Genomic DNA, 24193 nt, shown 5'->3' with positions numbered 1-24193 from the left:
CTGGTGGCGATGCTCAGCGTGTTCATCCTGCTCGGCGGCATGGTCAACGTCATCGAGGTGTTCCTGGTGCGGGAGGTGATGCACGCCAGCGCGATCTGGTACGGCGTGCTCGGCAGCGGCTGGGGGGTCGGCGTGCTGATCGGGGCGCTGCTGGGCAGTCGGTTCGGTGGCGGCCCCAGCGGCCAGCGCAGCCTGCTGCGGTTGGCGCTGGCCAGCGCGATCGGGCTGGCGCTGGGGCTGGTCGGGATGGGCGTGGCGCCCGCGGCGGCCTGGGCGCTGCCTGCGGTGCTGGCCGGCGGCGCCTGCAACGGGCTGCTGAACCTGGCCACCGGCTCGCTGATCGGCATCCGCACCGCCGAAGCGGTCCGGGGACGGGTGGCGGCGATCGTCGGCGGCCTGGCCTCGGCGGGCCAGGTGGGCGCCATGCTGCTGGGTGGGCTGCTTGCCACCGTTCTCGGGCCCCGGCAGATCTTCGTGCTGGCCGGCCTGCTCGGGGCGCTCGTCCCGATCGGGCTGGCTCGTCGGCTGCTGACGTCCGCCGACTCAGTGCCGGCTGTCAGCGAAGCCCCGGCGTCCGCCGTGCTGCCCGTCGACCGCGATTTCGCGATCATTGGCCGCGGAGCAGGGCGACACGCCGTCCACCCACCTGCCTAGCGGCCAGCGATCACCGGCGCCGGGCTAGATCGAGAATGAAGCACCTGGTCCAGAAGAGGTCCGACTGTGGATGAAGGCATCGTGCGTCCACAGCTTCTCAGGAGCCAGCGCAGGGGCAAGAAACCCGTCCATCCTGGCTGAGTGCGATCAGAAGTGGATGATGTGCTGGCGCGTCATGGCGGCGCCGCTACCCGGTCCGCTCTCGTCGCCCGGGCGGGCCGGGCAGTTGTCGATCACGAGGTGCGGCGAGGCGAACTCACCGCGATCTTTCCGCGGGTCTATAGCCGGTCCTGGATGGCGGATGACCCCACCATCCAGCAGATCGCCGCGGTCCGTAGCTGCGGCGCCTCATCCTTGCTCAGCCACACCACCGCCTTGGCACGGTTCGGCCTTGTCGGAGCCTGCCCAGGCCAGCCGATCCATATCACCAGCAATGCGCCCCGGCATCCACGCGGCGTCCCGGGTCGGCTGGTGGTGCACCGCACTCGATCGGCGCTTGTCAGATCGCTTGCTACCGGCTTGCCGACGACCGGACTAGCTGAGGCACTGATGCAGGCGTGGCCCTTGCTACGCGGCGCCGAACAGCGCGCTCCGCTGATCAAGGCCAGTCGGCAGCGAATGATCCTCCCGGCTGAGATCGGCGCACAGCTCGACGTCCATCCCAAGCTGAAGGGCAGAGCAAGGCTGGTGGAATTGCTGCGGCTCCTGGAAGGGGGCTGCGAGAGCGAACTTGAGCTGTGGGGCTACCAAGCAGTGTTCAACCGTCCCGAATTCCGGCACGCCCGCTGGCAGCTGCCTCTCAGGACCCGCCACGGTGTCTTTCGAATCGACCTTGGGTTCGAAGCTGAGAAGCTGGCGGTCGAGTTGGACGGCCGTGCCTATCACGCCGGCCGGGACCAGTGGGAACGTGACATTCGCAGGGATCTTGAGCTGGCCACCCTCGGTTGGCAAACCGTCAGGTTGTCCCACCAACGGCTGACCACCGACGTGCCGGGGTGCCGGCGCGACATCGCAGCCGTTCTGCGGTCCCGACGGACCGGCTGAAGGCGGCTCATCGGTGGCCGCCGGGCAGGGCGACACGCCGATCTGGGCCCTGCTCAGCGGCCAACGACCGACCAGGCTCCCGGCGGCAGGGCGACTCGGGTCCCACCACGACCGCCGCCCAGCCTGCGTCGCCCCTGCGCTGATGCCCGCACTGCCGGCCCGGCTAGAACCTGGCGAAGGCCAGCCCGACCAGCTCGCCGAACAGCTCCTCCGGATCACAGGGGTAGCCGTGCGAGGTGAACCAGGCGCAGATGTTGCGGCAGTCCCGCTGCAGGTACTGCATCCCGTTCGGATTGGACACCACGTCCACCACCTGCGGCAGGTCGATCAGCACCACCCGGCCGTCGTCGACGAGCACGTTGTAGGCCGACAGGTCCCCGTGCGCCTGCCCGTTGGCCGCCATCGCCCGCATGGCGTCGGCCAGCTGATCGAAGTAACCGGTGAGCTCCGCGCGTCCGGCCCGGATCTGCGCGAGCCGGGGCGCGGCGAGCCGGCCGCTGCCGATGAACTCCATCAGGATCTCGGTGCCGTCGACCTGCACCGGGTAGGGCACCGGAACGCCCAGCGTCCACAGCTGGCACAGCGCGCTGAACTCAGCTATCGCCCACTGCCCGGCGAGCACCTGCAACCCGTACCGGCTGCGTGACTCCATGGCCCGCTGGTCACGGCTGCGGCGCACCGAGCGGCCTTCCAGGTAGCCGGCGTCACGGTGGAAGTTGCGGTGCTCGCGGTCGCGGTAGCGCTTGGCGGCCAGGATCGAGGACTGGTCGGGGTTGCCGGGGACGGCGCGTTCGATCAGGAAGACGTCGGCCTCCTTGCCGGTCTTGAGCACGCCGAGCTCGGTGTCGATGGCAGCCTCGGACGTGACCACCCAGGAGGGCCTCGGATGTGGGCCGCGGGCGCCCTTGATGACCGAGGACCAGGTGGACCAGCGCTGCCCCTCGCCGGGATCCTCGAGATAGCGGAAGTCGAACACCGCTGCGGACGCCGCCGGTGGCGCGGCATGCGCAGAGGCCGCGTCGGACGCGAAAGCAGGATCGGACGCGAAATCGGGGTCGGAAGAAAGGGCAGAATCGGACGGAAAAACAGAGGTAAGCGGGTCGTGCGACAAGGTGATGGCTCCTCGAATGGCGAGGCAGCCAGCCGGTTCGACCTAGCGGGGCGCCTCGAAGACAGCAGGGGACGTGGAAAGTCCCAGGACCGTGGTGGACACTTCGACGCCTCCTTCATTCGAGAACGAACGGACCAGCGGGTCCGCGGCAGTGACAACGACTATGACGCACCGGGGCGCGCCGAGCAACCGATTAAACACGCAACTGAGTGAACCCGAGCACCCGACCTAGGACGGGCAGGGCCTCAGGCGGACTTCTCCTGCGGCGGGGCCGGCATCTCGGCCCGGGGAACGAGGGTGGGGTACACGTGCTCGAGCACCGTCTCGGCGGTGATGACCACCTTGGCGACGTCCTCGCGGGACGGCACCTCGTACATCACCGACAGCAGCACTTCCTCCATGATCGCGCGCAGCCCACGGGCGCCGGTCCCCCGCTTGACGGCCTGGTCGGCGATGGCCTCCAGGGCATCGTCGGCGAACTCCAGCTCCACGCCGTCCAGCTCGAACAGCCGGGCGTACTGCTTGACCAGGGCGTTCTTCGGCTCGGTCAGGATCTCGATCAGGGCGGCCCGGTCCAGCGGCCGGACGGTGGTGATCACCGGCAGCCGGCCGATGAACTCCGGGATCAGCCCGAACTTCATCAGGTCCTCGGGCATCACATCGGCGAAGCCGTCCCGGGTGTCGATCTCGAACTTGGTCTTCAGCTCGGCGCCGAAGCCCAGGCCCTTCTTGCCCACCCGGCCCTCGATGATCTTGTCCAGGCCGGCGAAGGCGCCGCCGACGATGAACAGCACGTTGGTGGTGTCGATCTGGATGAACTCCTGGTGCGGGTGCTTGCGGCCGCCCTGCGGCGGGACCGCGGCGGAGGTGCCCTCCAGGATCTTCAGCAGCGCCTGCTGCACGCCCTCGCCGGAGACGTCACGGGTGATCGAGGGGTTCTCGGACTTGCGGGCGATCTTGTCGACCTCGTCGATGTAGATGATGCCGGTCTCGGCCCGCTTGACGTCATAGTCGGCGGCCTGGATCAGCTTCAGCAGGATGTTCTCGACGTCCTCGCCCACATACCCGGCCTCGGTCAGCGCCGTCGCGTCGGCGATCGCGAACGGGACGTTCAGCATCCGCGCCAGGGTCTGGGCCAGCAGGGTCTTGCCCGAGCCGGTCGGGCCGAGCAGCAGGATGTTGGACTTGGCCAGCTCGACGTTGGACTCCGACCGCTTGCCGGTGCTCTCACCGCCGGCCTGCACCCGCTTGTAGTGGTTGTAGACGGCGACCGCCAGCGTGCGCTTGGCCTGGTCCTGGCCGACCACGTAGGAGTTGAGGAACTCGCAGATCTCGCTGGGCTTGGGAAGCTCGTCGAAGCTGAACTCGGTGTTCTCCGACAGCTCCTCTTCGATGATCTCGTTGCAGAGGTCGATGCACTCGTCGCAGATGTAGACACCGGGGCCAGCGATCAGCTTCTTGACCTGCTTCTGGCTCTTTCCACAGAAAGAACACTTGAGCAGGTCGCCACCGTCACCTACACGCGCCACCCGAGGTACTCCTTACTCTCCAGCCCTACCCTTATGGACTTGCGGCCTCTAGCTGGTCCACACGGAGCAGCGCCGGTTCAGACGCTACCCCGTACGGGGCTAGAAGTCGCTCCTTTAGCTGCGTGTCCCCTTTGCCCGGCCGCCGAACGCCTCGGCGACCGGTGAGCTGGTTGGAACGCCTCCTGACTACATCGGCAGGCGCGCCGCCAACCAGCAGATCAGTCGTTGCTGAGCTTGCGGGTCGTGATCACAGCATCCACGATGCCGTAATCCTTGGCCTGCGGCGCGGTGAGAATTCGATCACGTTCGATGTCGAGCTTGACCTGCTCGATGGTCTGGCCGGTGTGGTTGGCCAGGATCTCCTCCAGCAGGCCACGCATCCGCAGGATCTCGTTCGCCTGGATCTCCAGATCGGTGACCTGCCCCTGGCCCTCGCCGGAGGGCTGGTGGATGAGCACCCGGGAGTGCTCCAGGGCGAAGCGCTTGCCCTTGGTTCCGGCCGCCAGCAGGACCGCGGCGGCCGAGGCGGCCTGGCCCATGCAGTAGGTCTGGATCTCGGGACGCACGTAGCTCATGGTGTCGTAGATCGCGGTCAGCGCCGTGAACGAGCCGCCCGGGGAGTTGATGTAGATCAGGATGTCGCGGTCGGGATCGGTGGACTCCAGGCAGATCAGCTGGGCGATCACGTCGTTGGCGACCACGTCGTCGATCGGCGCGCCGAGGAAGATGATGCGCTCCTCGAACAGCTTGTTGTACGGGTTGGATTCCTTCATCCCGTAGTTGGTGCGCTCGACGAAGGACGGCAGCACGTACCGGCTGGACGGCATCCGGCCGTGGCTCGTCCCCCGCCCTGCCGGGGTGGTCCAGCCGGCGGCGCCGGGGGTGTAGAGCTCGCTCATGGGTGGTCTCCTTTAGGCCGGCGCGGGGGCAGAGCCGTTGCTCATCTGAGCTACCCGGCTGACCACGTGGTCGACGAATCCGTACTCCAGCGCCTGCTGGGCGGTGAACCAGCGGTCGCGCTCGGAGTCGGCCTGGATCTGCTCGACCGTCTGGCCGGTGTGGTCGGCGATGAGCCGGGCCATCTCGGCCTTGGTGAGCCTGAACTGCTCGGCCTGGATCGCGATGTCGGAGGCGGTGCCGCCGATGCCGGCCGAGGGCTGGTGCATCATGATCCGCGCGTGCGGCAGGGCGTAGCGCTTGCCGCGCTGGCCGGCCGAGAGCAGGAACTGCCCCATCGAGGCAGCCATCCCCAGGGCATAGGTGGCCACGTCGCACTCGACGAACTGCATGGTGTCGAAGATCGCCATGCCGGCCGTGACCGAGCCGCCCGGGGAGTTGATGTACAGGTTGATGTCGCGGCTGGAGTCCTCGGCCGAGAGCAGGAGCAGCTGCGCGCAGAGCCGGTTGGCGATCTCGTCGTCGACCACCTGGCCGAGGAAGATGATCCGGTCACGCAGCAGCCGGTCGTAGATCGAGTCGTTGAGGTTCATGCCGGCGCCGGGACTGCGGGCCTCGAGAATCCGGATCGGCTCCGACCGAGCGCTGGCGCCGGCACGGTCGAACCCGGCGTGCTGGCCGCGCTGGGCGTCAAAGGGGCTCACTGGCGTTCCTTTCCGTCATAAGTGGATCTGCCTCGACCCTAATGGCCCGACCCGACAGACAGTGCCTCCGGGCAGCACCGTTCGCTCAGGGCATCAAACCCGGTCCGGCGTGAGCGTGGCGTCGCAGGCCAGCGACGCCCGCCATGCTCGGCGCCGGAGGGGGCTGCCCTGCCGGCTACTGGCCCTCCGGCCGGCCGGACTGCTCCTCAGCCACGTCGGCCCCGGCGCTGGAGGCTGCGGCTGCCTGCTCGGCGGCCTCGGCGGCATCCTCGATCTCGTCCAGCTCCGCCTGGCCCTGCGGGGTCGACAGCGAGGACAGGTCCACCGGGTTGCCGGAGGCATCGGTGACGCTCGCCGACTCCAGGACGGAGGCCAGCGCCTTGTTGCGGCGCACGTCGGCGACCAGCGCGGCGATGTTGCCGGCCTGCACGATCTGGTCGGCGAACTCCTGCGGCGCCATGTTGTAGCGCTGTGCCTGTCGGACGATGTACTCGGTCAGCTCGGCGTCGGAGACCGAGACCGCCTCGGCGTCGGCGATCGAGTCCAGGATGAACTGGGTCTTCACCGCCTTCTCCGCCACCTCGCGCAGCTCCGCGGTGAACTCGTCCTTGGTCTTGCCCTCGGTCTCCAGGTACCGCTCGAAGGCCGCGTCGTCATGGCCGAGCTGGTGCACCACATCGTGCTGGCGCCAGTCGATCTCGGCCTGCACCGCGGACTCCGGCAGCGGCACCTCGGTCTGGGCCACCAGCAGCTCCAGGACCTTGTCCCTGGCCTCGGCGCCCTGGCCGAGCACCTTGACCCGGTCCAGCCGTTCGCGCAGGTCCGCCTTGAGCTCGGAGACGGTGTCGAACTCCGAGGCCAGCTGGGCGAACTCGTCGTCGGGCTCGGGCAGCTCGCGCTCCTTGACCGAGTTGACCACGACGGTGATCTCGGCGGCCGAGCCCGCGTGCTCGCCGAAGGCCAGCGTGGAGGAGAAGGTCGCGGTGTCGCCGGCCGACTTGCCGAGGATCACCTCGTCCAGACCTTCGATCAGGTTGCCGGAGCCGACCTCGTAGGACAGCCCCTGGGCCGAGCCGCCCTCGACCTCGGCGCCGTCCACCATGGCGGCCAGGTCCAGGGAGACGAAGTCGCCGGCGCGCACCTCGCGGTCGACGCCCTTGAGGGTGCCGAACCGGGCCCGCAGCTCCTCGAACTGCTGGGCGATCTCCTCGTCGGTGACCCCGGCGTCGGCGACGGTGACCGCCAGCCCGTCATAGCCGGCGACGGTGATCTCCGGGCGGACGTCCACCTCCGCGGTGAAGGCGATGTGGTCGTTGTCCTGCAGGTCGGTGACCTCGATCTCGGGCTGGCCGAGCGCCTTGACGCCGGTCTCGCGCACCGCGTCGGAGTAGGCCTTGGGCAGCGCCTTGTTGATGGCCTCCTCCAGCACGGCGGCCCGTCCGATCCGCTGGTCGATGATCCGGGCGGGCACCTTGCCGGGACGGAAGCCGGGCACCCTGACCTGTGAGCCGATGGCCTTGTACGCCTCGTCCAGGCTGGGCTTCAGCTCGTCGAAGGGCACCTCGACGGCGAGCTTCACACGGGTCGGGCTCAGGTTTTCGACGCTGCTCTTCACGGTGTGCTCTTCGCTCCTCGGCAGGTAACTCAGCGGTATCGGGCGATGGCGCCCGGGTCGGTCGTCGTGCGTGGCGGATACGTGCGGTCAAGCTCGTCGGGGTGACAGGATTTGAACCTGCGGCCCCTCGCTCCCAAAGCGAGTGCGCTACCAAGCTGCGCTACACCCCGGTACCTGACCATGCCGGCTGGCCTGGCACACGTACCGATCGGCCAGTGTACGGGTGTTAGATCAGGCCCCTGGCACACGCTAGGCTGTCGGGGCACTTGTGAGTCAGCCGTCGGAACCGGTGCCACTAAGAGTCCGATTCCGCCTGATTCGCCAGCGTTGCGGGTGTAGCTCAATGGCAGAGTCTCAGTCTTCCAAACTGATTGTGCGGGTTCGATTCCCGTCACCCGCTCCAGCGCGCTCTGCTCCGGTGGCGCCGGCTATCCGCGTGGCTGGGGCGACGTCGACGCGCTGCCCTGGTCGTCCTCGTCGGCCTGCTCGCCGGTCAGGGCGTTCTCCACTCCGCTACCGAGGGTGCTTGCCGGGCCGCCGAGATCGTCGGAGCCGCCGGGCCTGCGTTCGGTGACATCCTGCTCGGCCGGCTGGCTCTCGGCGCTGTCCTCGGCGGGGTGGGACTGCTGTGGGTCGGTCATCTCTGACGCTGCCTCTCGGTGAACTGCTCCGGCATTGCTTGCCGGTCATGCGGGCCGGTCGCGTCTGCGCGCTACCCGGCGGTCGCGGTGTCGCGGTAACCGACCGGAAGATCCTGGCCCAGTTCGATGAAGTATTCGTTGAGCGCCTGCGCGATCATGTTGTGCTGATAGTCATCGGGCACCAGTAGCCCGAGCACGTAGGCCTCGAGCTCCATCTCACCGATGGCGCCACTGAGCGAGATGTGGCGCAGCCACAGTTCCGGGTAGCTCATACCGGACAGCCGCATGCCGTCCTCCAGGCTCATGCCGGACTCCGTCGCGGTCATAGCGTCTTCTCCGCCTCGACCACCTCGCGGGCGACCTCGAAGATGCTTCGGGCTTCAGCCCGCGACCTCCGGATCAACGTGGTGAGCGCGTCCTGGCGGCTCAGCGCTTGCTGCGCCGTCAGGGCCGCCTCGGCGCGATCGATCAGCTGGGCGCGTGCCCGCGCAGCGTGAAGCTTGTCCTCGGCCACGGTCGCCTCTGGCGGCAGGAGGTCGGTGTCGGACGGAGTCATCAGCACCGCCACGCACCGGGCCAGCAGGTCGGCGACTGCCCGCGGCCGCTCCGCGTCGAAGGCGTACCGCGAGGAGGCGTAGAGGTTGAGGGCCGCGGACCGCCGCGAAGAGGGCAGCGGCAGGGAGATCGAGCTGCGGACCCCCCGGTCGATAGCCGCCTCGGCGAACCCGGGGAACCGCTTGGTGTCAGTCGCCGCGTCGAAGTATTGGCGTTGCTGGTCACGGGCAGCCGCCATGCACGGACCGTCGCCGGCTTCGTAGTGCGCGTTGTCCAGGTCCAGGGCGAGCTGATCGGAATAGACCGGCGTGTGGTATTCGTCGCCGCCTGCGAGCTCGGTGATGCTGCAGCTGACTGCCTCCGGTGTCAGCTGCGAGCCGAGCTCGACTGCTTGGCGAAGCAACACGTCCAGCGCCGGATAGGCAGCCGGTTGCGAAACAGCACGTAGCAGCTCGCTCCACTGCTCATGTGTATTCACTGCAATCCCTCTAGCCGATACGGTTCTTGATCGCAATAAATCACCACAGTGCGGGATGCTCTGCCACGACCGAAGCAAGCCCCGGCACAACCTCCGTCTAGCCAGGTGACCGAACATTGGAACGGTTGGGCAACGGCGGCAACTCCAGAGTACCGGTCTCGGTCACGTCCAGTGCGACATCCACCAGCTTGCGGTGCCCGTGTTGGCTGGCCAACCGCAGCAGGTCGAAGGCCTGCTCCTTGGTGATCTTGTACTGATTCATCAGCACCCCGATCGCGATGCCGATCCCGCGATTGCTCTGCAGCGCACGCTCGAGGTGGTGCACCTGCTCCTGAAGCTGGGCGCTGACCATCGCGCCCGAGGCGTGCGTGGCCAGCATCAGCGCCACGGTCTCGTCGGACTCCTCGAAGGCATCGGGCATCGCGGAGTACAGGTTCAGGGCGGCGACCAGGTCGTCGTTCTCCAGGAACAGCCGGGTCGAGAGCATGCTGTGGATGCCGTGCTCGGCCGCCGCCCGCCGGCCGAACTCCGGCCACCGCGGATCGGCCGCCAGCTCACCGGTCCGGTAGACCTTCTGCTCGAGCGCCGCGTCGACGCACGGACCGCTGCCGAGGTCGTACTGGAGCTGATCGACCCCCAGCGGCAACTCGCTGGTCTGTCCGACGGTCTCGAACACCCCCCGCCGGCCGCGGCTGACCGCCGCGTCCTGAGCGCTCGGTATCAGCGTCACGCTGCGGCGGCTGATGAGGCCAAGGGTGCTGTCCAGGCCGCGCTCGGACATCAGGTCGCGACCCAGCTCGGCGAACGCCTCCGCCAGCTCCGCCAACTGCGCCGCGGATTGCGGGGTCCAAGTCGATTCAGACAGCGTCATCGCGAGGGCTCGCTCTCTCATAGTGCCGGCCCAGCGCTGGGTTCAGCAGAATCCCAAGTGTATCCGTGCGCAGAAGGTACTCCTTCTCGACGCCGATTGACTTCTCTGGCGCCGCTGATTCCGCACGAGGAGCGCGGCGGCTAGTCGATCGACGTGACCGCCCCGGTGACCCACACCGAGGATAGCCCGGCCGGCAGCTCCACGATCAGCTCGCAGGGTCGTCCGATCTGGGTCCCCTGCTCGATCCGGAACCGGGCCGGCGGCTGCAGGATCCCGAGCGCCCGGAGGTAGCCGCCGTAGGCCGCGGCCGCCGCGCCGGTCGCCGGGTCCTCGACCACGCCGCCGAGCGGGAACGGGTTGCGGGCCAGGTGCTCCTGCGGGCTGATCCGGAAGACCAGGCTCACCGTGGCCCAGCCCTGCTCGACGCACAGCTGCCGCAGCGCCGCGAAGTCGTAGCTCATCCGCTCCAGGGTGTCGCGCTCGGCCAGGCCCAGGACCAGGTGCCAGGCCCCGGCGTAGCACACCGCGGGCGGCAGGCCCGGATCGAGCACCTGCGCCGACCAGCCGAAGCAGTCCAGCGCCTGCTGCAGGATCGCCTGCCCGGCCGGCTGCTGCCGGGCCTCCACCGAGGCCAGCCTGGCCCACCACTCGCCGGAGGAGCGCTGGCCGGTGGTCACCGGGACGGCGCCGGCGGCGGTGTCCAGGACCAGGTCGCCCGGACCCAGCGCCTGGCCCAGGGCGGCGCCGAGCGCCACCGTGGCATGGCCGCAGAACGGCACCTCGGCCTGCGGGGCGAAGTAGCGCACGGTGTAGCGGCGCCGGTCGGGGGCCGGTGGGCCGTCCAGCACGAAGGCCGTCTCGGAATAGCCGACGTCCGCGGCGATGGCGAGCATGTCGGCATCGGTCAGCCTCCCGGCATCGAGCACCACGCCGGCCGGGTTGCCGCCCTCGCCGTCCCGGGTGAAGGCGTTCAGCCGCAGCACCGCGACGTCGGGCGGGGCGCTCATCGGCCCGGCCTTCCGGGCGATCCCGGCCTCTGCGCCCGTCGCACATCGGTCATCCGCGCCTCCTCGGCCAGAGACTGCACCCTAACCTCAGCCGGCACATTCCTGATTGACGTACTGTCACCCACCTCTGCGACAATCTTCGGGCCGGCGTGCGGGGAGCCGGGCAGCAGCGCGGGCCGTTCCGGCGTGCCATGGCAGCTGCTGCGACATCGTCGCCTGAGCGAGGGGGCGTCGGTGGCCATGAAAGCGATCCAGACGTGTTCGAATACGGCATGAGCTCGTACCGCAATCTGGTCGAGGCAGGTCCGAGCAGCGGGGCGCCGCAGCCGGCAGGCCGTGCCGGCACCACACGGGTCCGGCGGCCCCGGATCATCGGCGAGCTGGTCGTGGTGCTGCTGTTGCTGTGGGCCTACGACATGGTGCGGGGGCGCGCGGAGGTCCGCGAGGTCGCGGCGCTGCGGCACGGCCGGCAGCTGCTCGATCTGGAGCGCTGGCTGCACATCGACATCGAGCTCTCGGCGAACCTGTGGACCACCCAGCAGACCGCGCTGTCGCTGCTGGCCAGTTACTGGTACCAGTTCGCGCACCTGTCGGTCACCCTCAGCGCGCTGGTGTGGTGCTGGTGGCGGCGGGCCCAGAGCTACCGCCGGGCCCGCAACGCGCTGGTGCTGACCAACGTCTTCGGCCTGGTCATCTTCCTGCTCTACCCCGTCGCGCCGCCCCGGTTCCTGCCTGGCCACGGCTTCGTCGACTCGGTGGCCAACGCCGGCTTCGGACCCACCCACGGCGGCCCGGTGACCGCCGACCAGTTCGGGGCCTTTCCCTCGCTGCACCTGGCCTGGGCGGTGTGGACGGCGCTGGTGGCGCACCGGCTGGTCCGTTCACAGACGCTGCGCCGGCTGTGGCTGTGCTACCCGGTGATCACCGGGGTGGTGGTCGTGGTGACCGGCAACCACTACCTGCTCGACCTGCTGGCCGGCGGCCTGATCGCCCTGGTGACGCTGGCGATCGCCCACCGCTTCCCCGCTCGTCGCGATCTTCCGGCTCGTCGCGATCTTCCGGCGGGACGCGATCTTCCGGCGGGACGCGGCCTCGGGCTAGGCATTCCGCTCGGCCTTGTGCTGCGCGGCCTTCCGCTCGGCCTCGGGCATCGCCGCCGCGATCACCAGGACGGCGACCGACCCGCAGCCGTGACGCAGCCGGCCAACCTGACGCAGCCGGCCAACCTGACGCGGCCGAAGACACTCGATGCCAGCGACGGCGAGCTGGTGCCGTCCCGCCGCGATCCCTGACCGATTGCCCTAGGCCGCGGCGCCCGTCACCGCTCTGGCCGGGACCGGCTGGCGCTGGATCAGCACCAGCGTCCGGTCGTCGTCGGCCCGCTCGGGGACCCGGTCGATCAGCGCTCGGGCCAGCCCGCCGGGGGCCGCGCCGGCCAGCGCTTCCACGCCGTCCATCAGCCGCCGGGTACCCGCGTCGAGGCCACTGGCGCGGTCCTCCACCACGCCATCGGTGTAGAGGAACAGGGCCTCCCCTGGCTGCAGGACGTCCCGGTCGAGCACTCCGGTCAGGGCTGGCAGCACGCCCAGCACCGTCCCGGCCGCGGGCGACGTCCGCCAGGGCGGCGACTGGGTGGGCCGGAAGTGCAGGGCCGGTGGGTGGCCGGCCACCCGGATGCCGTACTCGCCACTGCCGAGATCCAGCTCGACATAGATCGCCGAGGCGAGCCCGACCGACCACTGCTGCCGGGCCAGGTAGTCGTTGGTGGCCGCCAGGAACTGCTCAGCCGGCACCGAGCCGAGCAGCCCGCCCACCGCCCCGGAGAGCAACAGGGCGCGCGGCCCCGCGGCGATGCCGCAGCCGGCGACGTCGATGACGGCCAGATGCAGCACCTGGCTGGAGCCCCGGGTCACCAGCCGGTTGGCGACGAAGTCCCCCGAGAGAGCTGCCCCGTCCGCCGGCCGCTGCTGGATCTCCACCAACCAGCCGGCCGGCACCGTCGGCGGTAGCGCCTGCACCAGCGCCCGGTCCCGGATCAGGCCGAGGACCGTTTCGGCGCTCAACTGCCGCAGCCCGAGCCGATCCCGGCGGCGGGTCTGCGCCACCGCGACCAGAGCGGCCACCAGCGCCATCGCCAGCCCCGAGGTCGACAACCGGCCCGGCTGGCCTTCCTGCATCAGCGCGACGCCGAGGCAGAGCGCCGCAACGGCGAGCAGCATCAGCAGCCGGCGCAGCCGCAGCGCCAGCGAGGACAGGACCACGACGGTGCTGACCACCACCGCGACCTCGATCTGGATGTTCTGGGCCAGCAACGACCAGCCGGCGCCCAGCAGCAGGACGAGCACCGCCGACGCCGCTGCCATCCGTTCGGAAGGGCCCTTGGCGCTGGCGCGCAGCCGACTGGAGAGGCCGCGCAGGCGGTTGGTGGCTGCCGAGGTCATGGTGGTCACACCGTACTGAGCGGCAACGCTGCCGGTAGCGAAGCGGTATCGATCCGTTACGCACCGTGTCCGCTTTCGCCAGCTGTGACCGTTCGGGCAGGATGGCCCCATGACCGAAGCCCAGGACCGGCCGCGCCGGCGACGGCGCCGCCCCCGCCGGCCGGGAGCTGAGCCAGGCGCGGTGGCCGAGAACCGGGCTGCCTCCGCGGCCGGTGATCCGGCTGCCGTCGCGGCCGGTGACGAGCCGTCATCCGGCGGTCAGCCCGCCGCGGTCGCGCGTCCGTCGGGCGAGCCGGGCGCCAGCCGCCGGGACGAGCCGGGCCGCCGAGACCAACCCGACCGCCGGGACGAGTCAGGACGCCGGGACGAGCCAGGACGCCGGGGCAAGGCGGGCCGCCAGGACAAGGGCGGCCGCCAGGACAGGGCAGGCCGCCAGGACGACGCCGGCCGCAACGACGCAGGACGCCACCACGGCCGCGACTCCGAGCGGGGTTGGCGGGAGCTCGCCGGCAGCACCCCGTCCCAGGTAGGGATCGGCGGCGCGCTGCGGGCCCGGGACGTCGCCCGGCCGACGGCGGAGGACCTGGCCGCCGCCGAGCGGACCGTGGTCGTGGTACGGCGGCAATGGCAGCCACCGGAGGGCTGAGCGACCCGAGCGGACCAGCAGGCTGAACTATCCCAGCCGAACGGCTCCCCCAGAAGGCTGAGTGACCCCAGCTCAGCCAGAAGGCTGAGCGACCTCAGCCGGGCAGCGCGCCGGTTTGCTCGTAGGCGGTCAGCATGCCGATCCGCCGGATGTGCCGGGGGTCTTCGGAGAAGGCGGTGTTGACGAAGGCGTCCGCGATCGAGACCGCGGCCTCCTGGCTGTGCATCCGGGCGCCTAGGCCGAGCACGTTGGCGTCGTTGTGCTGCCTGGCCAGGATCGCCGTCGGCAGGTCGTAGCCCAGCGCCGCGCGCGCCCCGGTGACCTTGTTGGCCGCGATCTGCTCGCCGTTGCCCGAACCGCCGAGCACGATGCCCAGGCTGCCCGGATCGGCGACGACCCGCTGCGCGGTGTCGATGCAGTACGGCGGGTAGTCGTCCTCGGGCTCGTAGCTGTCCGGCCCGCAGTCGACGACGTCGTGCCCTGCGTCGCCCAGGTGCGCGGCCAGCACCGCCTTGAGCTCGAATCCGGCATGGTCACTGCCCAGGTAAACCCGCATGCGGCCAATCGTGCCAGCATCCCGGCAACCGAGGATGCCGGGGTGCTCGCAGCGGCGACCTCACCCGGGCCGGAAGCCGAACCTCACCCGGGCTGGAAGCCGAACTCGCCGTCGGGCCCGCGGTCCAACCGGTGCTCGGCCACCGCCGCGCTGGTCGGGATCGCGCCGTAGACGTGCGGGAACTCCTCGTCCGAGCCGTAGAGGTCTTCGTCCACCACCGGCTGCGCCAGCCGCTCCGGGTCGACCTCGACCACCAGCAGGTCGGTCCGGTCCCGGAACCTGGCGTTGGCGGTCCTGGCGACCTGGTCGCGGTAGGAGAAGTGCACGAAGCCCTCCTGCTCCAGCGACGGAGGACGGTAGCTGCCCTGCGCGCAGGCAGCCCGCCAGTCCGGCTCGGCCACGATGTGGAAGATCCGCGACATGCGTCCCGCCGGGGTCAGTCGAACCGGGGCGCTTCGGTGCGGGTGCGCTTCAGCTCGAAGAAGTAGGGGTAGCCGGCCAGCAGCCGGGTGCCGTCCCAGATCGTGAGGGCATCCTCGCCGCGCGGGATCCGGGTCAGCACCGGGCCGAAGAAGGCCACCCCGTCCACGTGGATCACCGGCGTGCCGACCTCCATGCCGACTGCGTCCATGCCCGCGTGATGGGACTTGATCAGGGCGTCGTCGTAGTCCTGCGAGTCCGCCGCGTCGGCAAGCGACTCCGGCAGGCCGGCCTCGGCCAGCGCCTCGACGATCGCCTCCCGGTCCAGGGTGCGCTCCTGGTCGTGCCGCCGGGTGCCGAGCGCGGTGTAGAGCGCGCGCAGGCTCGCGGTGCCGCTGTGCTGCTCGGCGGCGATGGCGACCCGGACCGCCCCCCACGCCTGATCCATCATCGCGCGGTAGTTCTCCGGCAGGTCCCGGTCCTTGTTGAGCACCGACAGCGACATCACGTGGAAGTCCAGGTCGATGTCGCGGTGCTTCTCCACCTCCAGGATCCACCGGGAGGTGATCCATGCGAATGGGCACGCGGGATCGAACCAGAAGTCCACCTTCGCCCGGCTCTGCTCGATGTCAGTCGCCATAATGCTGCCCCTTACGTCTCGATCGTTGTGAAAGAATGCCTTCATGAGCGTCCGGGCGATGCTCCCTGCCCTGCATCACCACGTCTGAAGCGACAACCACCTCTCAAGGAGCGGCATTCCGTGTCCAGTGTGCGTCCACTGTCTTCCGGCCAGCCTTCCGGCGAGCCGGCCGGCGACATCGACACCTACCGGATCGATGCCAACACCGTCCGGGTGCCGAACCTGACGCGCGAGGACGCCCGGCACCGCGCCCGGCTGCTGCGGGTCGAGAGCTACGACGTGCTGCTGGACCTCACCGACGCCAGCGGCGGCCCGAGTGAGCGGACGTTCCGCTCCCGAACCACGATCAGGTTCACCGCCGCCATCCCGGGCGCCTCGACCTTCCTCGACGTGGTCGCCGAGCGCTTCCACGAGGTCAGCCTGAACGGCCAGCCGGTCGACGTCAGCGGGTACGAGCCGGCCGACGGCATCGTGCTGCCGGACCTCGCCGAGCACAACGTGGCGGTGGTGGACGCCGACCTGCTCTACACCACCAACGGCCAGGGCCTGCACCGGTTCGTCGACCCCATCGACAACGAGGTCTACCTGTACAGCCAGTTCGAGACCACCGACGCCAAGCGGATGTACGCCTGCTTCGACCAGCCCGACCTGAAGGCCAGCTTCACCCTGCACGTGACGGCGCCCGCGCACTGGAAGGTGGTGTCCAACGGCGCCGTGACCGCGGTCAAGGACGCCGAGGACGGGCGGCAGATGCGGACGACGCACTTCGCCACCACGCCGCGGATGAGCACCTACATCACCGCGCTGGTCGCCGGCCCGTTCTTCCAGGCCACCGACCATCACGACGGCATCGACCTGGGGCTGTACTGCCGCAACTCCCTCGCCGAGCACTTCGACACCGACGAGCTGTTCACCATCACCAAGCAGGGTTTCGACTGGTACCACCGGCACTTCGGCTACCGCTACGCCTTCGGCAAGTACGACCAGCTCTGCGTCCCGGAGTTCAACTCCGGCGCCATGGAGAACGCCGGCTGCGTGACCATGTCGGAGGACTACGTCTTCACCAGCCGGGTCACCGACGAGCGCCGGGAACGCCGGGCCACCACCGTGCTGCACGAGATGGCGCACATGTGGTTCGGCGACCTGGTCACGATGCGGTGGTTCGACGACCTCTGGCTGAACGAGTCGTTCGCCGAGTGGGCGGCCAACATGGCCCAGTCCGAGGCCACCAAGTGGCCCGGCATCTGGACCACGTTCGCCAATACGGAGAAGACCTGGGCCTACCGGCAGGACCAGTTCCCGTCGACCCATCCGATCGCCTGTGAGATCGAAGATGCCGAGGCCGTCGAGGTGAACTTCGACGGCATCACCTACGCCAAGGGCGCCAGCGTCCTCAAGCAGCTGGTGGCCTACGTCGGGCTGCCGCAGTTCCTGGCCGGGATCCGGCAGTACTTCGCCGAGCACGCCTACTCCAACACCACCCTCGGCGACCTGCTCGCCACCCTGAACGCCACGTCCGGACGGGAGCTGTCGGACTGGGCGAAGGTGTGGCTGGAGACCAGCGGCATCAGCACCCTGTCGCCGGAGCTCGAGCTCGATTCCGAGGGCAGGTTCAGCTCGTTCGCCGTCTGCCAGGACGCGCCGCGCGACACCTCGTCGGACAACACCGTGCGCCCGCACCGGCTGGCGATCGGCCTGTACAGCTATGACGATGCCGGCGCGCTGGTGCGCGTGCACCGGGCCGAGGTGGACGTCGACGGCGAGCGGACCCCGATCGCCGAGCTGGTCGGGCAGCAGCGGCCGGATCTGGTGCTGCTCAACGACGATGACCTGACCTACTGCAAGCTCCGGCTGGACCCGCACAGCCTGCACACCCTGCGGCACGGCGGGCTGGCCGCGCTGCAGGACTCCCTCGCCCGCACGCTGTGCTGGTCGGCGGCCTGGGAGATGGTGCGCGACGCCCAGCTGGCCGCCCGGCACTACATCGCGCTGGTGACCGACGCCGCCGGCAGCGAATCGACGATCAGCGTGGTGCAGTCGGTCACCAAGTACGCGCTGCAGGCGCTGGAGATGTACGCCGACCAGGACTGGGCGCAGGCGGCCCGGGTCCGGTTCGCTGACCTGGCGCTGGCCAACGCCCGCGCCGCCGTCCCGGGGTCGGACCACCAGCTGGCCTGGGTGCACGCGCTGCTCAACTCGGCCGGCACCGAGGAGCAGCTCGACTTCGCGGCCGGGCTGCTCTCCGGCGAGCAGCAGCTGGAAGGCCTGGCGGTGGACACCGACCTGCGCTGGCTGATCCTGCGCTCGCTGGTGGCCAACGGCCGGGCCGGCGAGGCCGAGATCGCCGATGCCGCGGCGGCCGACCCGTCCGCGGCCGGCGCCCGGCACGCGGCGACCGCCCGGGCCCGGATCCCCACCGCCGAGGCCAAGGCCGCGGCCTGGACGCTGATGGTCGACAACTCCGAGCTGAGCACCGCCATGCGCCGTGCGGTGATGGAGGGCTTCCGCGATCGGTGGCGGCCGGAGCTGCTGACGTCGTACACCACCCGCTTCTTCAAGGAGGCGGACGGGCTCTGGGACCGGCTCTCCACCGAGACGGCCAAGTTCATGGTGATCGGCCTGTTCCCGAACTGGTCCAGCGCCATCGACTCCGAGACGCTGCGGCTGGCCGACGAGTTCCTGGCCGACACCAGCCGGCCGGCCGCCCTGCAGCGGCTGATCAGCGAGGGCCGCTCGGAGGTCGCCCGGGCCGTCGCGGCCCGCGCGGTGGACACCGCCGCCGGCTGACGCAGCCAGGGCTCACAGGGTTACGCGGCGCTCGCTCGCGTGAGTAGGTCGACGGGAAGCGTAAGGAGCTTGTACTCCGAGTCCTCGTCGTCGCTGGGAAACTCGAGTTCGAGGCGGGCGTACTGCGCACTTGGAGGACCGAAGAGGCTCAGCACCGTGCCCGCGACTTTGTCAGGACCCCACGGAACGAGGATCCGATCACCTGGCTTGAAGTTGGTCACGGTTCTACGAACCCCAGGTCGGACGCAGCGGGAACATAGCGTCGCCGGCGTCGGACGTCTTGACCGCCAGCACCTGGTGCAGCTGGACGCCGTTGGTCTCGAAGCCCAACCGGGAACCGGCCATGTACAAGCCCCAGATCCGGGCGGTGGGCTCGCCGACATCGGCGACGCAGTCGTCCCAGTTGCGCACCAGGTTGGCGCACCAGTGCTTGAGGGTCAGCGCGTAGTGCTCGCGCAGGTTCTCCTCATGGCGCACCTCGAGGCCGGCGTTCTGCGCCTCGGTGATGATGCGCCCGGAGCCGGTCAGCTCGCCGTCGGGAAAGACGTAGCGGTCGATGAAGTGACCGGGCATCGGCGATTGCTTGTTGTCCGGACGGGTGATGCAGTGGTTGAGCAGCCGGCCGCCGTCGCGCAGCTTGTCCAGCAGGAAGGCGAAGTACGCGGGGTAGTTGCCGACGCCGACGTGCTCCATCAGGCCGATCGAGCTGACCGCGTCGTAGTCCGAGCCCGGCGCGTCGCGGTAGTCGCTGTGCAGGATCTGCACCTTGCCGGACAGCCCGTCCCGCTCCACCGCCGCCGCGCCCCACTGGGCCTGCGCCGCCGACAGCGTCACCCCTACCACCTGCACGCCGTAGTGGGCGGCCGCGTGCCGGGCCATCCCGCCCCAGCCGCAGCCGACGTCGAGCAGCCGCATGCCCCGCTCCAGCCCCAGCTTGCGGGCCACCAGGTCGAACTTCTCCTCCTGCGCCTCCTCCAGGCTGGCGTCGGGCTTGGGGAACACCGCGCAGGTGTAGGCCATCGACGGCCCCAGCACCTTCTCGTAGAACTCGTTCGACACGTCGTAGTGCTTGCCGATCGCCTGGGCGTCCCGGTCGCGGGAGTGCCGGAGCCCCTCCACCACCCGGCGCCAGCGCGGCAGCGACTCCTGCGAGGGCGGCTCCGGCGGCAGCAGGTTGCGCCAGCCCATCTCCCGCAGCAGGACGCTCGCCTCCTTGGGCGTCGGCCGGCGGAACCGCCAGCCGCCGAGCACCCGCAGCGCCTCGTACGGATCGCCCGGATGCGCCCCGTGCAGCAGCAGGTCGCCCTGCACGTACGCGCGGGCCAGGCCCAGGTCCCCCGGCGCGGTGGCCAGGTAGCGCAGCCCGCGCTCGTTGAGCAGCTCCAGGGTGAACGGCGCGTCCGTCGGGCCGAACGCGCTGCCGTCATAGGCCTCGAACCGCATCGGCGCGCCATCGACGGTCAGCATCGACACCAGATCGGCGATCTTCATCTGCGTCCCACCGCTTTCTCGTACAGCCCGGTCAGTCGGTGGCCGGGATCGTATCTGTCCTTGAGCTCGGCATAGACGTCGCCGCCGTACACCGCGGCAAAAGTCTGCCGGTCGTAGTAGGCGTCGGAGTACAGGGATTTGTGCCCGGCGTGCTTGGCGACCGCCGCCTCGATGAGCCGGTTGACGTCGCCGTCGGACCTGCCGTCGGTGATCGGCACAGTGCCCCAGAAGCCGACGTTGACGTAGATCTGGCCCGGCGACAGCGGGTACAGCGGCCACGGCTTGGCCGGTTGATCGGCGGCCGGATCCGGCCCGGCAGCGGCCTCGGCCTCGGTCTCCGCGGGATCGCGCAGCATCAACGGGCAGAGCCAGACCGGCGACATCCCGACGTTGCCCGCGAACCAGCGCAGGAAGGTCGCAGTCTGCTCCAGCGGGATCTCGACATCCTGCACCACCCGCTCCCGGGGCGGCTGCCGGCGGATCCGGTCGATCTTCTCGGCCACCTTGAACCGGTGGTCGATCCAGATCAGCCGATGGTAGAAGTCGCTGCGCCGGTACCGGGCCGGCCACAGCCGGCGGATCACCGGGTTCTGCACACCGAAGGCGCCCGAGCACCAGAACCAGTCGGTGTCCCAGCGCCACAGGTAGTCCGAGACCGCCAGGCAGTCCCGCTCGCGGGCCGCGATCGAGCGGTAGTAGATCTGCTGGCCGGTGTAATCGCCGGCGGACTCCACGCCGGCGTCCGCCGGGCTGTCGACCCAGCTGCCCAGGCACAGGTACGCCTGGTCGGAGCTGAAGACCACCCCGTCGAGGAAGTCGACCGGCTCGCCGTCCCAGCTGCGCTCGGCGGTGATCCGGCCGACCGCTGCGGCCAGGTCATCGAGGTCGGTGAACCGGACGTTGCGCAGCCCGACGAACCCGCGTACCGGGTCGAGTTCGATGAGCAGCCGCACGGCGTAGCCGAGGCTGCCGTAGGAGTTCGGGAAGCCATGGAACAGGTCCGGGTGCTGGGCGGGGCTGACCGTGAGCAGCCGGCCGTCGCCGGTCAGCACATCCATCTCCAGGACCGACTCGTGCGGCAGGCCGTTGCGGAAGGAGGAGGACTCGATGCCCAGCCCGGTCACCGCGCCGCCGAGGGTGATGGTCTTCAGCTGCGGCACCACCTTGGGCATCAGGCCGTGCCGCAGGCACTCGGCCACCAGCCGCTCGTAGGTGCACATGCCCTGCACGTCGGCGGTGCGGGCGATCGGGTCGACCGCGAGCACCCCGTCCAGGCCGCTGACGTCCAGACCCGCCGGCGCCTGGTCGGCGCGCGGCCGGAACAGGTTCGAGGTGCGCTTGGCCAGCCTGACCGGCGTCCCCTCCTCGATGGCGGCGTAGGACGCGGTGAGCGCAGCGACGGCCCGGACGTGCGAGGACCGATCGGACAGGGTGGCAGTCATCGCCGGTAAGCCTATCGAGAAGATGTTTGACTAACTAAACATTTCCGAGGCGCGTCGTTGCCCCTCGGAAACCGGCCGACGGTCAGCCGCGGCCGGCGGCGTCGGCGAGCTGGCGCAGGCCGGTGACGATCCCGCCGGTCAGGTCGCCGTTGGAGAACGAGCCCCGCATCGCCAGGGCGGCCAGCCCGGCGATCCGGTTCGGGATCCGGCGGGCGGACTCGCCTCCGGTGACGATCTCCAGCCGGCGCTGCGCGGGCGAGATCGCGACCAGCACCGGGGCGTGATGCCGGCCGGCCAGGGTGGCGAACATCGCCTCGGCGGTGGCCCGGCTGGACTGCCCGAGATCGCCGACGTACACGCTGAACAGCAGGCCGGTCTCGCGGGAGGCCAGCGTCAGCGCCTCGTCGATCCGGGCCAGCTGGGCCGGCTTGAACGGCCGGTCCGGGCTGAGCAGGGTGGCCCGCCGGGTGGTCATCTCCTGGATCCGGGGCTCGGAGTCGTAGGGGCCCGGAGCCCGGTCGCCGGTGTCGTTCGGGTTGACCGGCCCGGAGTCCGCGTCCTCGTGCTCGGCTCGCAGGGCGTCCATGCTGGTCGCGCCGGCCGAAGCCCGCTGCTCACCACTCACCGCTGGCACCTCCGCTCGCCGTGACCGGTTCGGCCGCCTGGCCGGCAAGGACCGCCTGACCGGGAAGGGCATGCCGGCCGGCAAGGGCATGCTGGCCGGGCAGGGCATGCTGGCCGGGCAGGGCATGCCTGGGGCCGGCGCCGTCGAGCGCGGACGCATGCGGGTTCTGCTCGGCAGAGTGCAGGCTGGACACCGGCCCGGCGTGCTCGGGATGCGGCAGGTACCAGACCGGGTTGAACTGCCACGGCCCGCCCGGCCGGTAGCGCGGCGTGCGGTCGTTGGCCCGGGCGTACACCAGCGCGGTGACCACCAGCACGGCCGCGACCGGGATGCCCAGGAAGACCAGTGTCGTCTGCACGATGCTCATACGCATTCCTCCGCCCGGTGCCGAGCCTCTTCGCACCTTCGAGGGTGCCGGATGGCTGCTGCCTGCCCCCACACGGTATCGAGCGTTCAGGCTCCCCACATCGCCGGGTGCCGGTCCGCCCACGGCGCGGCGGCCTCGACCTGCGCCGACAGCGCCAGGAGGGCCGCCTCCCCCGCCGGCCTGCCGACCAGCATCACGCCGACCGGCAGGCCGTCGGCGCTCCAGTGCAACGGCAGGCTGGCCGCGGGCTGGCCGGTGGCGTTGTACACCGCGGTGAACGGGGTGAACCGCTTCTGCCGCTCGAAGTCCTCAGCCGGATCGACCGGGTCGTCCGCGGTTCCGCAGAACCAGCCGATCGGCCGGGGCGGCATGGCCAGCGTCGGGGTAAGCACCGCGTCGTACTGGACGGTGGCGGTGATCGCCTGCCGGCTTGCCAGGCCCAGCACCCCGATCGCGGTGGCGTACTCGGTCGCGCTGACCCGGGAGCCACGATCGCGCAGGTGGCGGGTGAGCGGGCGCAACTCCGACTCGCGGGCCGGGCTCACTGGGGCGCTGGCCGCCGAGACCGACCACACCGTCTCGAACGCCGGGATCGCCGCGGGCGGCATCGGCAGGGGGATGTCGACCACCTCGTGCCCGAGGCTCTCCAGCAGGACGCTGGCGAACTCCCAGGCCGTCCGGCACTCGACGTCGATCTCGGCGCCGGGGATCGGCGGCTGCAGGTAGCGCCCGATCCGCAGCTTGGCCGGCGTCCGGTCACACCACTGCAGGAAGCTCTCGCCGGCCGGCAGCGGCGGCGCCCAGCTCGAGTCGCCCGGCTGCGGGATCGCGGTGGCGTCCAGGAACGCCGCGGCGTCGCGGACGGTCCGGGCCAGCGGGCCGAGCACCGACAGGCCGGTGGAGTCGGCGTCCAGCGGCCCGCGCGAGATCCGGCCCCGGGACGGCTTCAGGCCGTACAGGCCGGTGACGCTGGCCGGGATCCGGATCGAGCCGCCGCCGTCGGAGCCCTGGGCGATCGGCACGAAGCCGGCCGCCACGGCTGCCGCCGCGCCGCCGGAGGACCCGCCCGCGAGCCGGCCGGTGTCCCATGGCGTCCGGGCCGGCGGCCCGATGTCGGTCTCGGTGTAGCAGGGCAGCCCGAGCTCGGGCGTCGCGGTCTTGCCGAGGGAGATGGCGCCGGCCTGCCGGAGCAGGGTCACGACATGGTCGTCGAGAGCGGGTACGAAGTCCCGGTGCACCCGGGAGCCGAGCTTGGTGGGAACCCCGGCGGTGAGGTTCAGGTCCTTGATGGCCGTCGGCACGCCGTGCAGCGGCGGCAGCTCGGCGCCGGCGAGCACCTGCGCGTCGGCCTGCCTGGCCTGCTCGCGAGCGCTGGCCTCGGTGACGGTGACGAACGCGCCGACCTGGCCGTCCAGCCGGTGGATCCGGTCCAGGTAGTGCTCCACCAGCTCCGAGGAGCTGACCTCCCGGCGCCGGATGGCGGCGGCGGCGTCCAGGGCGCTGAGGTCGTGCAGGTCTGCCATCTGGGCAGGCTAGCTGTTCTGTCCTGACAGGTTGGTGACACGGCTGGCTGGTGTCGCGCCGCCGAGGGCGGTGTGGCCGCGGTGGTGATTGTAGGTGTGTAGCCAGGTCGAGAAGGCGGCGATGCGTTCTGCTTCGCTGCGGTAGGGGC

Annotated in this window: 23 protein-coding genes, 2 tRNA genes and 2 pseudogenes; 6 read left to right on the top strand and 21 right to left on the bottom strand. The window is 70.3% G+C overall.

The features are described 5' to 3' along the window. Positions 1-654: pseudogene (locus VF612_RS15680) on the top strand (hypothetical protein); the annotation flags it as partial. A gap of 141 nt (positions 655-795) precedes the next feature. Next, complete coding sequence (locus VF612_RS15675; RefSeq protein WP_408660784.1) at positions 796-1698, top strand: endonuclease domain-containing protein; 903 nt, start codon at positions 796-798, stop codon at positions 1696-1698. Positions 1699-1861: 163 nt separating this feature from the next. Here the strand turns inward: VF612_RS15675 and VF612_RS15670 are convergent, their stop codons facing one another. The 6 genes from VF612_RS15670 to VF612_RS15645 all read right to left on the bottom strand — a co-directional run bounded on the left by VF612_RS15670 (position 1862) and on the right by VF612_RS15645 (position 7724). Beyond that, on the bottom strand, positions 1862-2674 hold the full coding sequence (locus VF612_RS15670) for a serine protein kinase RIO (protein WP_408660783.1): 813 nt from the start codon (positions 2672-2674) through the stop codon (positions 1862-1864). A gap of 380 nt (positions 2675-3054) precedes the next feature. Further along, positions 3055-4338, bottom strand: a complete 1284-nt coding sequence (gene clpX / locus VF612_RS15665) for an ATP-dependent Clp protease ATP-binding subunit ClpX (RefSeq protein ID WP_408660782.1) — start codon at positions 4336-4338, stop codon at positions 3055-3057. Positions 4339-4556: 218 nt separating this feature from the next. Next, positions 4557-5237, bottom strand: a complete 681-nt coding sequence (locus tag VF612_RS15660) for an ATP-dependent Clp protease proteolytic subunit (protein ID WP_408660781.1) — start codon at positions 5235-5237, stop codon at positions 4557-4559. A gap of 12 nt (positions 5238-5249) precedes the next feature. Further along, the gene (locus VF612_RS15655; protein ID WP_408660785.1) at positions 5250-5828 is read right to left on the bottom strand and encodes an ATP-dependent Clp protease proteolytic subunit; all 579 of its coding nucleotides are present in this window, start codon (positions 5826-5828) and stop codon (positions 5250-5252) included. A gap of 286 nt (positions 5829-6114) precedes the next feature. Beyond that, positions 6115-7554: a trigger factor gene (gene tig / locus VF612_RS15650; RefSeq protein WP_408660780.1), complete on the bottom strand. Its 1440-nt coding sequence runs from the start codon at positions 7552-7554 to the stop codon at positions 6115-6117. Between the two features lie 96 nt (positions 7555-7650). After that, positions 7651-7724 (bottom strand) — tRNA-Pro (locus VF612_RS15645). A 159-nt stretch (positions 7725-7883) separates the two neighbouring features. Between VF612_RS15645 and VF612_RS15640 the strand changes: the two genes are divergently transcribed. Beyond that, a tRNA-Gly gene (locus VF612_RS15640) sits at positions 7884-7957 on the top strand. A 25-nt stretch (positions 7958-7982) separates the two neighbouring features. Here VF612_RS15640 and VF612_RS15635 read toward each other — a convergent pair. From VF612_RS15635 to VF612_RS15615, 5 genes are all read right to left on the bottom strand, one after another. Further along, positions 7983-8195: a hypothetical protein gene (locus tag VF612_RS15635; protein WP_408660779.1), complete on the bottom strand. Its 213-nt coding sequence runs from the start codon at positions 8193-8195 to the stop codon at positions 7983-7985. Positions 8196-8266: 71 nt separating this feature from the next. After that, positions 8267-8500 (bottom strand): hypothetical protein, encoded by a 234-nt coding sequence (locus VF612_RS15630; protein ID WP_408660778.1) that lies wholly within the window; start codon positions 8498-8500, stop codon positions 8267-8269. 17 nt (positions 8501-8517) lie between these two features. Then, the gene (locus VF612_RS15625) at positions 8518-9228 is read right to left on the bottom strand and encodes an ANTAR domain-containing protein (RefSeq protein ID WP_408660777.1); all 711 of its coding nucleotides are present in this window, start codon (positions 9226-9228) and stop codon (positions 8518-8520) included. 97 nt (positions 9229-9325) lie between these two features. Then, positions 9326-10099, bottom strand: coding sequence for an ANTAR domain-containing protein (locus VF612_RS15620; protein ID WP_408660776.1), 774 nt, complete (start codon positions 10097-10099; stop codon positions 9326-9328). Between the two features lie 140 nt (positions 10100-10239). Beyond that, positions 10240-11106 carry a PhzF family phenazine biosynthesis protein gene (locus VF612_RS15615; protein WP_408660775.1) on the bottom strand — a complete coding sequence of 289 codons (867 nt, stop codon included), beginning with the start codon at positions 11104-11106 and terminating at the stop codon, positions 10240-10242. Between the two features lie 257 nt (positions 11107-11363). Here VF612_RS15615 and VF612_RS15610 point away from each other — a divergent pair, with 257 nt between their 5' ends. Next, positions 11364-12398, top strand: coding sequence for a phosphatase PAP2 family protein (locus VF612_RS15610; protein ID WP_408660774.1), 1035 nt, complete (start codon positions 11364-11366; stop codon positions 12396-12398). 9 nt (positions 12399-12407) lie between these two features. On the opposite strand, the gene VF612_RS15605 is transcribed toward VF612_RS15610, so the two are convergent. Further along, a complete protein-coding gene (locus VF612_RS15605) occupies positions 12408-13547 on the bottom strand; it encodes a PP2C family protein-serine/threonine phosphatase (RefSeq protein ID WP_408660773.1) in 1140 nt (379 codons plus the stop codon). Between the two features lie 109 nt (positions 13548-13656). Here VF612_RS15605 and VF612_RS15600 point away from each other — a divergent pair, with 109 nt between their 5' ends. Next, positions 13657-14193 (top strand): hypothetical protein, encoded by a 537-nt coding sequence (locus VF612_RS15600; RefSeq protein WP_408660772.1) that lies wholly within the window; start codon positions 13657-13659, stop codon positions 14191-14193. A 94-nt stretch (positions 14194-14287) separates the two neighbouring features. Here the strand turns inward: VF612_RS15600 and VF612_RS15595 are convergent, their stop codons facing one another. From VF612_RS15595 to VF612_RS15585, 3 genes are all read right to left on the bottom strand, one after another. Next, positions 14288-14749 carry a ribose-5-phosphate isomerase gene (locus VF612_RS15595; protein WP_408660771.1) on the bottom strand — a complete coding sequence of 154 codons (462 nt, stop codon included), beginning with the start codon at positions 14747-14749 and terminating at the stop codon, positions 14288-14290. Between the two features lie 83 nt (positions 14750-14832). Then, positions 14833-15171 carry a DUF952 domain-containing protein gene (locus tag VF612_RS15590; RefSeq protein ID WP_408660770.1) on the bottom strand — a complete coding sequence of 113 codons (339 nt, stop codon included), beginning with the start codon at positions 15169-15171 and terminating at the stop codon, positions 14833-14835. A gap of 14 nt (positions 15172-15185) precedes the next feature. Then, positions 15186-15809, bottom strand: coding sequence for a DsbA family protein (locus VF612_RS15585; RefSeq protein WP_408660769.1), 624 nt, complete (start codon positions 15807-15809; stop codon positions 15186-15188). 120 nt (positions 15810-15929) lie between these two features. Between VF612_RS15585 and pepN the strand changes: the two genes are divergently transcribed. Then, positions 15930-18596 (top strand): aminopeptidase N, encoded by a 2667-nt coding sequence (pepN, locus tag VF612_RS15580; RefSeq protein WP_408660768.1) that lies wholly within the window; start codon positions 15930-15932, stop codon positions 18594-18596. Positions 18597-18821: 225 nt separating this feature from the next. Here pepN and VF612_RS15575 read toward each other — a convergent pair whose 3' ends face one another. The 6 genes and pseudogenes from VF612_RS15575 to VF612_RS15550 form a co-directional block, all read right to left on the bottom strand. After that, positions 18822-20087 carry a class I SAM-dependent methyltransferase gene (locus VF612_RS15575; RefSeq protein WP_408660767.1) on the bottom strand — a complete coding sequence of 422 codons (1266 nt, stop codon included), beginning with the start codon at positions 20085-20087 and terminating at the stop codon, positions 18822-18824. Continuing rightward, complete coding sequence (locus VF612_RS15570) at positions 20084-21529, bottom strand: FAD-binding oxidoreductase (protein ID WP_408660766.1); 1446 nt, start codon at positions 21527-21529, stop codon at positions 20084-20086. Before VF612_RS15570 ends, VF612_RS15575 begins: the two co-directional genes overlap by 4 nt. Positions 21530-21611: 82 nt before the next feature. Next, positions 21612-22154: a DUF5130 family protein gene (locus VF612_RS15565; RefSeq protein ID WP_408660765.1), complete on the bottom strand. Its 543-nt coding sequence runs from the start codon at positions 22152-22154 to the stop codon at positions 21612-21614. Beyond that, entirely contained in the window at positions 22144-22521 is a 378-nt protein-coding gene (locus tag VF612_RS15560) for a hypothetical protein (RefSeq protein WP_408660764.1), read from the bottom strand. The genes VF612_RS15565 and VF612_RS15560 overlap by 11 nt, the downstream gene beginning before the upstream one ends. Before the next feature lie 86 nt (positions 22522-22607). After that, complete coding sequence (locus VF612_RS15555; protein WP_408660763.1) at positions 22608-24044, bottom strand: amidase; 1437 nt, start codon at positions 24042-24044, stop codon at positions 22608-22610. A 9-nt stretch (positions 24045-24053) separates the two neighbouring features. After that, positions 24054-24193 (bottom strand): annotated as a pseudogene (locus VF612_RS15550) (IS481 family transposase); the annotation flags it as partial.

Origin of the sequence: Jatrophihabitans sp., from assembly GCF_036388195.1 — a bacterium.
Taxonomy (GTDB): domain Bacteria; phylum Actinomycetota; class Actinomycetes; order Mycobacteriales; family Jatrophihabitantaceae; genus Jatrophihabitans_A.
This window is presented reverse-complemented; position numbering and strand designations above follow the sequence as displayed.